This window comes from Citrobacter amalonaticus (genome assembly GCF_018323885.1).
Taxonomy (GTDB): domain Bacteria; phylum Pseudomonadota; class Gammaproteobacteria; order Enterobacterales; family Enterobacteriaceae; genus Citrobacter_A; species Citrobacter_A amalonaticus.
Genome location: NZ_AP024585.1, coordinates 158,925 through 174,024, shown reverse-complemented (window position 1 = coordinate 174,024; position 15,100 = coordinate 158,925). Strand labels below are relative to the sequence as shown.

Genomic DNA, 15,100 nt, shown 5'->3' with positions numbered 1-15,100 from the left:
CTTTTACACATAATGTGACGAAAAGATGAGCACAGACTCACTGCATTGTGCGTGTGGTCCTCAGGAGACCTGCAATGAATCTCTGGCAACAAAACTACGATCCGGCCGGTAACATCTGGCTTTCCAGTCTGATCGCATCGCTCCCGATTCTGTTTTTCTTTTTCGCGCTGATTAAGCTCAAGCTGAAAGGCTATGTTGCCGCTTCGTGGACGGTGGTGATCGCGCTGGCCGTGGCGCTGCTCTTCTACAAAATGCCGGTCGATCACGCACTGGCCTCGGTGGTGTACGGTTTCTTCTACGGTCTATGGCCGATTGCCTGGATCATTATCGCCGCAGTGTTTGTTTACAAAATCTCGGTGAAAACCGGGCAGTTCGACATCATCCGCTCGTCCATTCTGTCGATTACCCCTGACCAGCGTTTGCAAATGCTGATCGTCGGCTTCTCATTTGGCGCCTTCCTCGAAGGGGCGGCGGGATTTGGTGCCCCCGTTGCCATCACTGCCGCGCTGCTGGTAGGTCTCGGGTTTAACCCGCTGTATGCCGCTGGACTGTGCCTGATCGTCAATACCGCGCCCGTGGCGTTTGGTGCCATGGGGATCCCGATTCTGGTCGCCGGCCAGGTGACCGGGCTGGACAGCTTTGAAATCGGCCAGATGGTGGGTCGTCAGTTACCGTTCCTGACAATTATCGTACTGTTCTGGATCATGGCGATCATGGATGGCTGGCGCGGCGTGAAAGAGACCTGGCCTGCGGTCATGGTGGCGGGTGGTTCATTCGCTATTGCTCAGTACCTCAGCTCCAACTTTATCGGCCCGGAATTGCCGGACATCATCTCCTCGCTGGTCTCGCTGGTCTGTCTGACGCTGTTCCTGAAACGCTGGCAGCCGGTTCGCATCTTCCGCTTTGGCGATATGGGCGCATCACAAGTTGATCAGACGCTGGCACGCACGAACTATACCGCCGGACAGGTTGTTCGCGCCTGGTCGCCGTTTCTGTTCCTGACGGCCACCGTAACCCTCTGGAGCGTGCCGCCGTTTAAAGCCCTGTTCGCTCCCGGCGGCGCGCTGTACGACTGGGTGATTAACATCCCGGTCCCGTTCCTCGACAAACTGGTTGCCCGCATGCCGCCCGTGGTTCACGAAGCCACCGCCTACGCGGCAGTGTATAAATTTGACTGGTTCTCCGCGACCGGCACCGCCATCCTGTTCGCCGCACTGCTGTCAATCGTCTGGCTGAAGATGAAGCCTTCCGCCGCCATTCAGACCTTCGGCAGCACGCTGAAGGAACTGGCGCTGCCGATCTACTCCATCGGGATGGTGCTGGCCTTTGCGTTTATCTCCAACTATTCCGGGCTCTCTTCGACGCTGGCGTTAGCGCTGGCGCACACGGGCAGCGCCTTTACCTTCTTCTCGCCGTTCCTCGGCTGGCTGGGGGTATTCCTGACCGGTTCAGATACCTCATCTAACGCGCTGTTTGCCGCCCTGCAGGCAACTGCCGCACAGCAAATCGGCGTGTCCGATGTGCTGATGGTGGCGGCCAATACCACTGGTGGCGTCACCGGAAAAATGATTTCGCCACAGTCCATCGCCATCGCCTGTGCGGCGGTCGGACTGGTCGGCAAAGAGTCGGATCTGTTCCGTTTTACCGTCAAACACAGCCTGATTTTCACCTGCATGGTGGGCGTGATCACCACGCTTCAGGCTTACGTCTTAACCTGGATGATTCCATGATCGTGATGCCCAGACGCCTGTCGGACGAGGTTGCCTCTCGTGTGCGGGCGCTGATTGAAGAACAACAGCTGGAAGCGGGCATGAAATTGCCCGCCGAGCGCCAACTGGCGGTACAGCTTGGCGTCTCGCGTAACTCGCTGCGCGAAGCGCTGGCAAAGCTCGTCAGCGAAGGCGTGCTACTCAGCCGTCGCGGCGGCGGCACGTTTGTCCGCTGGCAACATGAAGAGTGGTCTGAACAGAACATCGTTCAGCCGCTGAAAACCCTGATGGCCGACGACCCGGATTACAGTTTCGATATTCTCGAAGCCCGACACGCCATCGAAGCCAGTACGGCCTGGCATGCGGCGATACGCGCCACCACGGCCGACAAAGAGAAAATCAAACTCTGCTTTGACGCCACGCTCAGCGAAGACCCGGATCTTGCCTCACAGGTCGACGTTCGTTTTCATCTGGCTATCGCCGAAGCCTCGCATAACGTGGTGCTGTTACAAACGATGCGCGGGTTCTTCGACGTTCTGCATTCGTCGGTGAAGCAAAGCCGACAGCGCATGTATCTCGTTCCGCCCGTCTTTTCCCGGCTGACGGAGCAACATCAGGCCGTACTGGATGCCATTCTCGCGGGCGACGCCGACGGCGCGCGTAAGGCGATGATGGCGCACCTCAGTTTCGTCCATACCACCATTAAACAATTTGATGAAGACCAGGCGCGCATTACCCGTCTGCCCGGCGACCACAATGAAAATCCCAGGGAGAACAAAGCATGATTATTTCAGCCGCCAGCGATTATCGCGCCGCAGCCCAGCGCATTCTGCCCCCGTTCCTGTTTCACTACATCGACGGCGGCGCGTATGCGGAGCATACCCTGCGGCGTAACGTGGAAGACTTATCGGACGTGGCGCTACGCCAGCGCGTGCTGAAAAACATGTCTGACTTGAGCCTGGAAACCACGCTGTTTAACGAAAAACTGTCGATGCCCGTGGCGCTGGCGCCGGTCGGGCTGTGCGGCATGTATGCCCGCCGTGGCGAAGTGCAGGCTGCAGCGGCAGCCGATGCGAAAGGGATTCCGTTTACCCTTTCCACCGTCTCCGTGTGCCCGATAGAAGAAGTCGCGCCCACTATTAACCGTCCGATGTGGTTCCAGTTGTATGTTCTGCGCGACCGTGGATTCATGCGTAATGCGCTGGAACGCGCAAAAGCGGCGGGCTGCTCAACGCTGGTCTTTACGGTCGATATGCCGACGCCGGGGGCACGCTATCGTGACGCTCACTCCGGGATGAGCGGCCCGAATGCCGCGCTGCGTCGCTACTGGCAGGCGGTCACTCATCCACAGTGGGCGTGGGACGTCGGTCTGAACGGTCGTCCTCACGATCTCGGCAATATCTCCGCTTACCTCGGCAAGCCAACCGGACTGGAAGATTACATCGGCTGGCTGGCAAACAACTTTGATCCGTCAATTTCATGGAAGGACCTTGAGTGGATCCGGGAGTTCTGGGATGGTCCGATGGTGATAAAAGGGATCCTCGATCCGGAAGACGCCCGCGACGCCGTTCGCTTTGGTGCAGATGGGATTGTGGTCTCTAACCACGGAGGCCGTCAGTTGGACGGCGTGCTCTCTTCCGCGCGCGCACTGCCCGCCATTGCCGATGCGGTGAAAGGCGATATCGCCATTCTCGCGGACAGCGGTATCCGTAACGGGCTGGACGTGGTGCGAATGATTGCGCTGGGCGCAGATACCGTTTTGCTGGGCCGTGCGTATCTGTACGCGCTGGCGACGGCAGGTCAGGCGGGAGTGGCAAACTTGCTGAATCTGATTGAAAAAGAGATGAAAGTTGCCATGACGCTGACCGGTGCGAAATCCATCACCGACATCAGCAAGGATTCCCTGGTACAGGAAATCAACAAGCTCCCTGCCGCACTGGCACCGCTATCGCAAGGTGATGCGGCGTAATGAAAGTGTTATTCTGCCCCCCGTAATTAAGGGGGCAGCATGCTCAACATCGTCTTATTTGAACCAGAAATCCCGCCGAACACGGGCAACATCATTCGTCTGTGCGCAAACACAGGCTTTCGTCTGCATATTATTGAGCCGATGGGCTTTACCTGGGACGACAAACGCCTGCGCCGCGCGGGACTGGATTATCATGAATTTACTGCGGTGGTTCGCCATCATGAATACGCTGCATTTCTCGAAGCTGAAAAACCGCAGCGCATGTTCGCGCTGACGACCAAGGGCACGCCTGCACACAGCGCGGTGAGCTATCAGGATGGCGACTATCTGATGTTTGGTCCGGAGACGCGCGGTCTGCCAGCCAGCATTCTCGATGCCCTGCCCGCTGAACAAAAAATACGTATTCCGATGATGCCGGACAGCCGCAGTATGAACCTGTCAAATGCCGTGTCGGTGGTGGTGTATGAGGCGTGGCGCCAGTTGGGATATCCTGGCGCAGTCTTGCGCACACTTTGAATCGTCGGATGGCGGCTGTCGCCTTATCCGACCTGCGGTTTTGTAGGCCCGGTAAGCACAGCGCCACCGGGCAAGAGATCAAATACCGTCGCCGTACTCAAACGTATGGTGTATCCCGTTGAAATGCTGATCCATATCCATTGACGGCTTATCGCTGTCTGGCTTACCGACAATGCGCGCCGGGACGCCAGCGGCGGTGGTGTGCGGCGGAACGGGCTGTAACACCACGGAACCGGCGCCAATTTTTGCCCCACGTCCGACTTCGATATTGCCGAGGATTTTCGCCCCCGCGCCAATCATCACGCCTTCACGAATTTTGGGATGACGATCGCCACTGGTTTTACCGGTCCCGCCGAGGGTGACCGATTGCAGGATCGACACGTCATCTTCGATCACCGCCGTCTCACCGACGACAATGCCGGTGGCATGATCGAGCATGATCCCACGACCAATCTTCGCCGCGGGGTGAATATCCACCTGGAACGTCACGGAGACCTGGTTTTGCAGGAAGATTGCCAGCGCGCGGCGGCCTTCATTCCATAACCAGTGACCAATACGGTAGGCCTGCAAGGCATGAAAACCTTTCAGGTACAAAAGCGGAGTGGAGTATTTATCGACCGCCGGGTCACGCGTGCGGACGGCCTGAATATCACAGGCTGCTGAGGCGATCATTTCCGGGTCTGCTGCGTACGCTTCTTCGACCACTTCACGGATCGCAATGGCGGGCATAATGGGCGATGCCAGTTTGTTCGCCAGCATGTAGCTTAGCGCACTGCCCAGATTCTCATGCTTGAGTAGCGTTGCGTGGTAAAAACTGGCCAGCATAGGCTCACAGTCTGCCAGAGCGCGGGCTTCGGTTTTTATATTGTTCCAGACGATATCCAGTTCTTCACACGGCATTGCGGGCTCCAGGTAATGAGGCTAACGACCGGCCCGTTCTTCGCGGGCCGGGTCATTTTTTAAAAACGGATCCTTGAGACTAGTGGCTGCTTCGCTCATCCTTGCGTGCACGACCTAATAACGTCAATGCTGCCTCGCGCGCGTTTTTTCCGCAATATAATACTTGATAAATTTCCTCGGTTATTGGCATTTCGACACCAAAACGGTGCGCCAACTCGCGAACTTCTTTTGTATTGCGGTAGCCTTCAACCACCTGTCCAATCTTGTCCTGCGCGCCTTGTACATCCATGCCCTGACCGAGCATCATGCCAAAACGGCGGTTGCGCGACTGGTTGTCGGTACAGGTCAGCACCAGATCGCCTAACCCGGCCATTCCCATAAAGGTCTGGGGATCGGCACCCAGCGCCGCGCCCAGACGCGACATCTCTGTCAAGCCACGCGTAATTAGCGCAGTACGGGCGTTAGCGCCAAAACCAATGCCGTCAGACATTCCTGCGCCGATCGCAATCACGTTCTTCACCGCGCCGCCCAACTGAACGCCGATGAAATCCGGGTTGCTGTAGACACGGAAACTCTTACCGCAATGCAGCAGTTGCTGTAGGTCGTCAGCAAAGGTGTCGTCAGTGGAGGCCAGGGAGATGGCCGTCGGCATGCCTGCCGCCAGCTCTTTCGCGAACGTCGGTCCGGAAATCACTGCCAGCGGGATTTTATCGCCCAGCGCTTCACGGGCAACATCCTGCAACAGGCGTCCCGTCTCTGCTTCCAGCCCTTTGGTTGCCCAGACCAGACGCGCGTCAGGACGCAGCAGAGGCTTAATCTGTCGCAATACTTCGCCAAAGACATGGCTTGGCACGACCACCAGAATATCGCGGCTGGCCGCCAGCGCAGTAGCTAAGTCGCTTTCGAGGCGTAACGTATCGGGGAAAGGCACATCCGGGAGGAACGCGACATTGCAGCGATCGTGCTCAAGGGTCGCGATATGTTTAGGATCGTGGCCCCACAGGACAACCTGGTGGCCATTTCTTGCCAGGGTGATGGCAAGAGCGGTGCCGTACGAGCCGGCACCGATCACAGTCATTGAAGCATTACTTTGGTTCATCAGGCATCCTGATGTTCTTCAGTACCTTCGCCAGCCTGCTGCTGTAAATAGTTCATGAACAGCGCATCAAAGTTAACCGGCGCAAGGTTCAGTTGCGGGAACGTACCGCGTGAAACCAGGCTGGTGATGCATTCGCGGGCATACGGGAACAGAATGTTCGGGCAGTATGCGCCCAGGCAATGCGCCATCTGGGTGCCTTCGATTCCGCTGATAGAGAAGATACCGCCTTGCTGAACTTCGCACAGGAACGCCGTTTCTTCACCGAGGGAAGCCGTTACGGTAACACGCAGCACCACTTCGTATACGTCATCTGCCAGTTGAGTAGATGCTGTATCCAGATCAAGTTTAACCTCTGGCTGCCAATCTTTCTGAAAAACATGCGGCGCATTTGGCGCTTCGAAAGAGACATCTTTGGTGTAAATACGCTGGATCTGGAAAGCCATTTCGGTGTTGTTTTGTTCTGACATGTGTAGAAAACCCTTTAGTGTTGTCCTTAAATAGCACTTGATGCCAATAACATGGCCCAGCGTTAGCTCAGCAGGGGATCAAGTCCACCACGCGCATCCAACGCATACAAGTCATCACAGCCGCCAATGTGCTGTGCATCAATAAAAATCTGTGGAACCGTCGTACGACCGCTGCGCTTGATCATCTCTTCACGCTTCACGGCATCGCCGTCGATCGGCAGTTCCTGGAAGCTCACACCCTTGCTGTTCAGCAGCGCTTTCGCACGATGGCAAAACGGGCAGGTTGCTTTAGTGTAGATCTCGATATTGGCCATACTTATCTCCAAATTCGTTTACGTCGGGAAAATTATTTCCCACGAACCAGCGGCAGATTCTCACCGCTCCAGCCCGCAACGCCTTCTTTCAGCACAGACACGTTCTCAAAGCCTGCTTTGATCAGCGCGTTTGCCGCTTCCTGGCACTGCATGCCGGAACCATCGACCACGATAACCGGTTTGTCTTTGTGTTTTTCCAGCTCGCCCACGTTGTTCGCTTTGATTTCGCTCGGCAGCAGGTTAATGGAACCCGCGATATGGCCTTTGCGGAAATCGTCACGCTGACGTAAATCCACGATAACGGCGTCTTCTTTGTTGATACGACGCGTGGCTTCGCCGCGAGTGATGACCTTAACTTTCGACGTCAGGCCTTTAAACGTGGTGAACAAAACCGCCACCAGTAACGCAATCCAGGCGATACTCAGTATGGGATGGCGGCTAACAAATTGCATAATTTCTTGCATGGGGGGTAACAACTCCCGACTCAGTGATTAAAAAAACCAGGACAGGAGTATACCTGCGCGTTGGCGCAAATACAGCCAGCGCGTGCAATGGATTGCATTTTTGCGGGGCACTACGGAAAAAAAAGTGCAAATCCGTACCATCCGTGAACCAGCCTGCCCCATTCTTTGATCTTCTGAGGCTATTTTATCGATTCAGCTGTAGTAAAATTACGCAATTATTTTTGTCTCTTGAGTGTGAGGTTTCGCAATGTCGGTTTCTAAAAAACCTATGGTACTGGTGATTCTGGATGGCTATGGCTACCGTGAAGACAGCCAGGATAACGCCATTTTTAATGCCAAAACCCCGGTAATGGATGCGCTGTGGGCAAAACGCCCGCATACCCTGATCGATGCTTCAGGTCTGGAAGTGGGCCTGCCCGATCGTCAGATGGGTAACTCCGAAGTCGGTCACGTTAACCTGGGTGCGGGCCGCATCGTGTATCAGGACCTGACCCGTCTGGACGTTGAAATTAAAGAACGCACTTTCTTTGCCAACCCAACGCTGACCGCCGCGGTTGACCAGGCGAAAAACGCCGGTAAAGCCGTGCACATCATGGGTCTGCTCTCTGCCGGTGGCGTCCATAGCCACGAAGATCACATCATGGCGATGGTTGAACTGGCCGCTGAGCGTGGCGCAGAGAAAATCTATCTGCATGCTTTCCTCGATGGCCGCGATACGCCGCCACGCAGCGCTGAGTCATCACTGAACAAATTCGAAGAGAAATTTGCCGCGCTGGGCAAAGGTCGCGTCGCCTCTATCATTGGCCGGTACTATGCGATGGACCGCGACAACCGTTGGGATCGCGTGGAGAAAGCGTATGACCTGATGACGCTGGCGCAGGGTGAATTCCAGGCTAATACCGCCGTTGAAGGTCTGCAGGCCGCCTATGCCCGCGATGAAAACGATGAATTCGTGAAAGCCACCGTGATCCGCGCCACAGGCCAGGCCGATGCCGCGATGGAAGACGGCGACGCGCTCATTTTCATGAACTTCCGTGCTGACCGCGCGCGTGAAATCACCCGTGCTTTTGTTAACGCCGACTTCGACGGCTTCGCGCGCAAGAAAGTGGTTAATCTGAACTTCGTGATGCTGACCGAATACGCTGCGGACATCAAAACGGCCGTTGCCTATCCGCCCGCCTCGCTGGCGAACACGTTTGGCGAGTGGATGGCGAAGAATGACAAAACGCAGCTGCGTATCTCTGAAACCGAAAAATACGCCCACGTCACCTTCTTCTTCAACGGCGGCGTTGAAGAACCGTTCACCGGTGAAGACCGCATCCTGATCAACTCACCGAAAGTGGCGACCTACGATCTGCAGCCGGAAATGAGCTCCGCAGAGCTGACCGAAAAACTGGTAGCCGCTATCGAAAGCGGGAAATACGACACCATCATCTGTAACTACCCGAACGGCGACATGGTCGGTCATACCGGTGTGATGGAAGCGGCTGTTAAAGCGGTTGAAGCGCTGGACCACTGTGTTGAGCAGGTGGCAAAAGCGGTTGAGTCCGTTGGCGGTCAACTGCTGATCACCGCTGACCACGGCAACGCCGAGCAAATGCGCGATCCGGCAACCGGTCAGGCGCACACCGCGCACACTAACCTGCCGGTTCCGCTGATTTATGTCGGCAACAAAAATGTGAAAGCGGTGGAAGGCGGCAAACTTTCCGATATCGCCCCCACCATGTTGACGCTAATGGGCATGGAAATCCCGCAAGAGATGACTGGTAAGCCGCTGTTCATCGTGGAATAATCCTTCCCCATGAGGGGAAAGACGATAAATAGCGAAAATGGGGCCATGAAACCAAGACGGTTTTCAGTCAGGCCCTTGATTTACGCCAGCGTGGTGAGCGCTGGCGTATTGTTGTGCGCCTTTTCCGCCCACGCGGATGACCGCGATCAGCTTAAATCCATTCAGGCAGATATCGCCGCCAAAGAACGTGCTGTTCGTCAGCAACAGCAACAACGTTCTGGCCTGCTTGCGCAACTGAAGGCGCAGGAAGAGGCCATCTCCGCCGCCGCACGCCAGTTACGTGAAACGCAAAACACGCTTGCGCAGCTGAACAAACAAATCGATGAGATGAATGCTTCTATTGCGAAGCTGGAACGGCAGAAAGCCAACCAGGAGCGCAGCCTTGCCGCGCAGCTGGATGCCGCGTTTCGCCAGGGTGAACACACGGGTATTCAGCTTATCCTCAGCGGTGAAGAGAGCCAGCGTGGTCAGCGTTTGCAGGCCTACTTTGGTTATCTGAACCAGGCGCGCCAGGAGACGATCAACGAGTTGAAGCAGACTCGCGAAGAGGTCGCCGCCCAGCGTGCCGAACTGGAAGAGAAGCAGAGTCAGCAACAGACGCTGCTGTATGAACAGCGCGCCCAGCAGGCGAAGCTTGAACAGGCGCGTAACGAACGTAAGAAAACCCTCGCCGGGCTGGAATCCTCCATTCAGCAAGGCCAGCAACAGCTCAGTGAACTGCGCGCCAACGAATCCCGTTTGCGTAACAGCATTGCCCGTGCCGAGGCGGCCGCCAAAGCCCGTGCCGAACGCGAAGCACGCGAGGCGGAAGCGGTACGTAATCGCCAGAAAGAGGCCACCCGCAAAGGCACCACGTACAAGCCCACCGACAGTGAGAAATCGCTGATGTCGCGCACCGGCGGTCTGGGTTCGCCACGCGGCCAGGCATTCTGGCCCGTTCGCGGTCCCACGCTGCATCGCTATGGCGAACAACTGCAAGGTGAGCTACGTTGGAAGGGGATGGTTATCGGTGCGTCTGAAGGCACTGAAGTGAAAGCCATTGCCGATGGTCGCGTCATTCTGGCGGACTGGCTGCAGGGATACGGACTGGTCGTCGTCGTTGAACACGGCAAGGGCGACATGAGTCTTTATGGCTACAACCAGAGTGCGCTGGTCAGTGTCGGTACGCAGGTTCGCGCCGGCCAGCCGATTGCGCTGGTAGGTAGCAGCGGGGGTCAGGGTCGACCGTCGCTCTATTTCGAAATTCGTCGCCAGGGTCAGGCCGTCAATCCACAACCGTGGTTGGGAAGATAAGTTTTGCCTCAGTTTCGTCGCACTGTTCTTTCATTCGCCAGCCTGCTGGCATTCGCCTCCCCTGTTTTTGCTGGCAAACTCGCCATCGTCATTGACGATTTTGGCTACCGCCCGCATTACGAAAATCAGGTGCTGGCGATGCCCTCTCAAATCTCCGTCGCCGTGCTACCCAATGCGCCTCATGCGCGCGAAATGGCGACCAAAGCGCATAACAGCGGTCATGAAGTGCTGATCCATCTGCCGATGGCACCGCTGAGTAAACAGCCGCTGGAGAAAGACACCCTACGTCCGGAGATGAGCAGCGACGAAATTGAACGGATCATTCGCGAGGCGGTTGGCAAAGTGCCTTACGCGGTGGGGCTCAACAACCACATGGGCAGCGCAATGACTTCCAGCCTGTTTGGTATGCAAAAAGTGATGCAGGCGCTGGAACGCTACGATCTCTATTTTCTCGACAGTATGACCATCGGTAACAGTCAGGCGATGCGTGCCGCATCCGGAACCGCCGTAAAAGTGATTAAACGGAAAGTGTTTCTCGACGACACGCAAAACGACGCGGACATTCGCCGCCAGTTTACCCGCGCGATTGATCTGGCACGCCGCAACGGTTCTGCCATCGCGATAGGCCACCCTCATCCGTCGACGGTACGTGTGTTACAGCAAATGGTGTATAACCTGCCAGCCGACATCACCCTTGTCCGTCCGAGCAGCCTGCTCAATGAGCCGCAGGTAGATACCTCCACGCCGAATTTGACACCGCCGAAAACCAACGACGCCCCGCGAAATCCATTCCGCGGCGTGGCGTTGTGTAAAGCGAAGAAACCTGTAGAACCGGTCTATACCAGTCGATTCTTCAGCGTGTTAAGCGAAAGCATCAGTCAGAGCACGCTGGTGAACTGGTTCCAGAATCAGTGGCAAGGCTGGGGAAAATCGCCCCGCGATAACAGCGTTAACCCAGGTTAAGCGCTTTACGTGCAGTACGATGGTGCGAACGCGTTTTGTCGCGCCATTGGTACAATCTCACTGACCACAGTAACGCCTGATAGGCGACCTTGGCGCTGCGCACGTTCATTATCATACGTTTATACATCCCCGAGGTAAAAATCTCGGCAATCATTCGCTGACGCGTCAAAATATCGGGTTCTTTGCGCACGGAATGACAAACACGCAATGCTTCATACGTTATTTGTTGATGAAATTCAGGATAGATAGTAATCCTGTCTGCGTAATTCCGATTCAGCTTCTCTAATAAGCGGGTAATCTTAATGTAATGTCGCTGATAGTTCAGGTTTTTATTACCCTGACGTTTCAGTCGGCTGACAGAATTATTATGTAAGAAATATTTATACAAGGATTCTTCCGTATAACGCGCACGCAGCGCGTTAAACATAAATTCCGTGGTCCACACAATATCCTGATGATGTAATCCGGGAATAAAGCGGATGTTATTCTTTTCAATCACATCCCGACGATAAACCCCCATCCACACCACGTGGGTCCAGCGGCGGGATGAAAGCGCCATACGCAGCCAGTCAGGACCGGTGAGTACGCCGGTTGAACGGATCCGGTCGGTCGGAATAGATTGCCAGGTCACGCCGGTATCCCGCTCGCTCCAGTCGGCATTGCACTGCGCGACGTCCAGATCGTCCTCCAGCGCCATTGTCATTAGCGTTTCGTACATATGCGGATAGACGAGGTCATCGGCATCAACAAATGCGATGTACTTACCACTCGCCACCTCCATCCCGCGGTTACGGGCGACCGATGCTCCGGCATTCGCCTGGTGGAGCAGTCGTACATGAGGATAGTTTTCGGCGTAATACTTTGCTATATCAACAGAATTATCCGTTGACCCGTCATTGACAATAATAATTTCCAGGGCAGTCCATGTTTGCGCGATGAGAGATTCCATGCAGGCTTTAAAATCATTACCCGCATTATATAACGGGATAATAACACTGAGTCTGTTTGTACTTTTCATCATAATAAATTACCGAATGCCTTTGAAGTTATCCGCCTTTTTACAGCCTTTGTATTAAGAAACGATTAAGGCTGATAATAATATTTGTAAAGGCTCCAGGGGACTTCAGCGTAGGGGCATCAGGTAAACAGCAATATAAGACTACGACGCAATTACGAATTATTTATGACAATGACAATTCTTTACAACTTTCCAGATATTCCTCAGGAAATAAGGCCGGATTTTCCGGCCTTATCTGATTAATTCCAGCTGAGAATGACTTTCCCGGACTGGCCTGAACGCATGGCGTCAAAACCTTTCTGGAACTCATCAATCGAGAAACGGTGGGTGATGATCGGTGACAGATCCAGACCAGACTGAATCAGCGCGGCCATCTTGTACCAGGTTTCGAACATCTCGCGGCCGTAAATGCCTTTAATGAACAGCCCCTTAAAGATCACCTTCGTCCAGTCGATAGACATGTCTGAGGGAGGAATGCCCAGCATCGCAATCCGACCACCGTGATTCATGGTGTCAAGCATCGCGCGGAATGCTGGCGGCGCACCGGACATCTCCAGGCCAACATCAAACCCTTCAGTCATGCCCAGTTCGTCCATCACCTCATTCAGGCTCTCTTTCGACACGTTGACTGCGCGGGTGATACCCATCTTACGCGCCAGTTCAAGACGGTATTCGTTCACGTCGGTGATCACCACGTTGCGTGCGCCCACGTGCTTCGCTACCGCCGCCGCCATGATACCGATAGGGCCAGCCCCCGACACCAGCACGTCTTCGCCGACCAGATCGAACGACAACGCCGTATGCACCGCATTGCCAAACGGGTCAAAGATGGAGGCCAGGTCATCCGAGATATTGTCCGGAATTTTGAACGCGTTGAACGCCGGGATCACCAGGTATTCTGCGAAACAGCCCGGACGGTTCACGCCCACACCTGTGGTATTACGGCACAGGTGCGTGCGTCCGCCACGACAGTTACGGCAGTGTCCGCAGGTAATGTGCCCTTCCCCAGACACGCGGTCGCCGATTTTGAAGCCTTTTACTTCCTGACCGATACCGACCACTTCGCCAACGTACTCATGGCCGACAACCATAGGAACCGGGATGGTTTTTTGCGACCATTCATCCCAGTTATAGATGTGAACGTCAGTGCCGCAGATGGCTGTTTTACGGATTTTAATCAGCAGATCGTTGTGGCCGACTTCCGGTTCCGGAACGTCGGTCATCCAGATGCCCTCTTCCGCTTTCAGTTTGGATAACGCTTTCATCTCACATCCTCAGGCAATAACGCCCAGTTGTTTACCAATGCGGGTGAAGGCTTCCACCGCGCGGGTGATTTGTTCCGGGGTATGCGCCGCAGACATCTGAGTACGAATGCGCGCCTGGCCTTTCGGAACAACCGGATAGAAGAATCCTGTGACGTAAATGCCCTCTTTTTGCAGCTCGCGGGCAAAGTCTTGTGCAATCACCGCGTCACCCAGCATCACCGGGATAATCGCGTGATCGGCACCCGCCAGAGTAAACCCGGCGGCAGACATTTGCTCACGGAACTGACGCGCGTTAGCCCACAGGCGATCGCGCAGTTCACCACCAGACTCAACCATCTCCAGCACTTTGATGGAGGCAGCGACAATCGCCGGCGCCAGCGAGTTAGAGAACAGATACGGGCGAGAGCGCTGACGCAGCCATTCAACCACCTCTTTGCGCGCGGCGGTATAGCCACCAGACGCGCCGCCAAGCGCTTTACCCAGCGTGCCGGTGATGATATCTACGCGGCCCATCACGTCGCAGTACTCATGGGAACCACGACCGTTCTCACCGACAAACCCTACCGCGTGGGAGTCATCGACCATCACCAGCGCGTTGTATTTGTCAGCCAGATCGCACACGCCCTTCAGGTTGGCGATGACGCCGTCCATTGAGAACACACCGTCAGTGGCAATCAGCACATGACGAGCCCCGGCGTCGCGCGCTTCTTGCAGACGCGCTTCCAGTTCCTGCATATCGTTGTTGGCATAGCGGAAGCGCTTTGCTTTACACAGACGCACGCCGTCAATGATAGAGGCATGGTTCAGGGCATCGGAAATAATCGCATCCTCGGCGCCGAGCAGCGTTTCGAACAGGCCGCCGTTGGCATCAAAGCAGGAGGAGTAAAGAATGGCATCTTCCATGCCGAGGAATTCAGCCAGCTTTTGCTCAAGCTGTTTATGGCTGTCCTGGGTGCCGCAGATAAAGCGCACCGACGCCATCCCGAATCCGTGAGAATCCATACCGGCTTTTGCCGCAGCAATCAGCTCTGGATGGTTCGCCAGCCCCAGATAGTTGTTGGCACAGAAGTTAATGACGTGGCTACCATCCGCCACCGTGATATCGGCCTGCTGAGCAGACGTAATAATGCGCTCTTCTTTAAACAATCCTTCCGCACGGGCGGTTTGCAGATCGTTGGTTAACTGTTTGTAAAAATCCCCACGCATTGCGATTCTCCAGACTGGGCAAATTTCAGCACATCTTACCTAACCCTGGACGCTGATACGAGATGACGCATTATCACTTCTTTAAAATGCAGGATAAATCACGCGTACCCACACGACCATTCGGT

15 protein-coding genes are annotated in these 15,100 nt (G+C 55.4%); 7 read left to right on the top strand and 8 right to left on the bottom strand.

The genetic code is table 11. The annotated features are described in order from the left end of the window. The first annotated feature begins 74 nt into the window (after positions 1–74). From lldP to trmL, 4 genes are read left to right on the top strand one after another with little or no spacing between them, the layout of a single operon-like run. Positions 75–1,730, top strand: coding sequence for an L-lactate permease (lldP, locus tag KI228_RS00860; protein WP_042998602.1), 1,656 nt, complete (start codon positions 75–77; stop codon positions 1,728–1,730). Beyond that, a complete protein-coding gene (gene lldR / locus KI228_RS00855) occupies positions 1,727–2,494 on the top strand; it encodes a transcriptional regulator LldR (RefSeq protein WP_212807535.1) in 768 nt (255 codons plus the stop codon). The genes lldP and lldR overlap by 4 nt, the downstream gene beginning before the upstream one ends. After that, complete coding sequence (gene lldD, locus KI228_RS00850; RefSeq protein WP_042998604.1) at positions 2,491–3,678, top strand: FMN-dependent L-lactate dehydrogenase LldD; 1,188 nt, start codon at positions 2,491–2,493, stop codon at positions 3,676–3,678. The genes lldR and lldD overlap by 4 nt, the downstream gene beginning before the upstream one ends. 39 nt (positions 3,679–3,717) lie before the next feature. Beyond that, on the top strand, positions 3,718–4,194 hold the full coding sequence (gene trmL / locus KI228_RS00845) for a tRNA (uridine(34)/cytosine(34)/5-carboxymethylaminomethyluridine(34)-2'-O)-methyltransferase TrmL (protein WP_061069360.1): 477 nt from the start codon (positions 3,718–3,720) through the stop codon (positions 4,192–4,194). 78 nt (positions 4,195–4,272) lie between these two features. Here the strand turns inward: trmL and cysE are convergent, their stop codons facing one another. The 5 genes from cysE to KI228_RS00820 all read right to left on the bottom strand — a co-directional run bounded on the left by cysE (position 4,273) and on the right by KI228_RS00820 (position 7,438). After that, the gene (cysE, locus tag KI228_RS00840; protein ID WP_042998606.1) at positions 4,273–5,094 is read right to left on the bottom strand and encodes a serine O-acetyltransferase; all 822 of its coding nucleotides are present in this window, start codon (positions 5,092–5,094) and stop codon (positions 4,273–4,275) included. Positions 5,095–5,173: 79 nt separating this feature from the next. Further along, the gene (gene gpsA, locus KI228_RS00835) at positions 5,174–6,193 is read right to left on the bottom strand and encodes an NAD(P)H-dependent glycerol-3-phosphate dehydrogenase (protein WP_042998607.1); all 1,020 of its coding nucleotides are present in this window, start codon (positions 6,191–6,193) and stop codon (positions 5,174–5,176) included. Beyond that, on the bottom strand, positions 6,193–6,660 hold the full coding sequence (gene secB / locus KI228_RS00830; RefSeq protein WP_003024155.1) for a protein-export chaperone SecB: 468 nt from the start codon (positions 6,658–6,660) through the stop codon (positions 6,193–6,195). The genes gpsA and secB overlap by 1 nt, the downstream gene beginning before the upstream one ends. Before the next feature lie 62 nt (positions 6,661–6,722). Then, entirely contained in the window at positions 6,723–6,974 is a 252-nt protein-coding gene (gene grxC, locus KI228_RS00825) for a glutaredoxin 3 (RefSeq protein WP_012908148.1), read from the bottom strand. Positions 6,975–7,006: 32 nt separating this feature from the next. Continuing rightward, positions 7,007–7,438, bottom strand: a complete 432-nt coding sequence (locus KI228_RS00820) for a rhodanese-like domain-containing protein (protein ID WP_042998608.1) — start codon at positions 7,436–7,438, stop codon at positions 7,007–7,009. A 247-nt stretch (positions 7,439–7,685) separates the two neighbouring features. Here KI228_RS00820 and gpmM point away from each other — a divergent pair, with 247 nt between their 5' ends. From gpmM to KI228_RS00805, 3 genes are read left to right on the top strand one after another with little or no spacing between them, the layout of a single operon-like run. Continuing rightward, complete coding sequence (gpmM, locus tag KI228_RS00815; RefSeq protein ID WP_061069361.1) at positions 7,686–9,230, top strand: 2,3-bisphosphoglycerate-independent phosphoglycerate mutase; 1,545 nt, start codon at positions 7,686–7,688, stop codon at positions 9,228–9,230. A gap of 9 nt (positions 9,231–9,239) precedes the next feature. Further along, the gene (gene envC, locus KI228_RS00810; protein WP_042998610.1) at positions 9,240–10,523 is read left to right on the top strand and encodes a murein hydrolase activator EnvC; all 1,284 of its coding nucleotides are present in this window, start codon (positions 9,240–9,242) and stop codon (positions 10,521–10,523) included. Positions 10,524–10,526: 3 nt separating this feature from the next. Then, the gene (locus tag KI228_RS00805; protein WP_044254340.1) at positions 10,527–11,486 is read left to right on the top strand and encodes a divergent polysaccharide deacetylase family protein; all 960 of its coding nucleotides are present in this window, start codon (positions 10,527–10,529) and stop codon (positions 11,484–11,486) included. Here the strand turns inward: KI228_RS00805 and KI228_RS00800 are convergent. From KI228_RS00800 to kbl, 3 genes are all read right to left on the bottom strand, one after another. Further along, a complete protein-coding gene (locus KI228_RS00800; protein ID WP_042998612.1) occupies positions 11,473–12,507 on the bottom strand; it encodes a glycosyltransferase in 1,035 nt (344 codons plus the stop codon). The two genes, KI228_RS00805 and KI228_RS00800, sit on opposite strands and share 14 nt — an antisense overlap. A 236-nt stretch (positions 12,508–12,743) precedes the next feature. Beyond that, on the bottom strand, positions 12,744–13,769 hold the full coding sequence (gene tdh, locus KI228_RS00795; RefSeq protein ID WP_042998613.1) for an L-threonine 3-dehydrogenase: 1,026 nt from the start codon (positions 13,767–13,769) through the stop codon (positions 12,744–12,746). Between the two features lie 9 nt (positions 13,770–13,778). Beyond that, entirely contained in the window at positions 13,779–14,975 is a 1,197-nt protein-coding gene (gene kbl, locus KI228_RS00790; protein WP_042998614.1) for a glycine C-acetyltransferase, read from the bottom strand. Positions 14,976–15,100 lie beyond the last annotated feature (125 nt).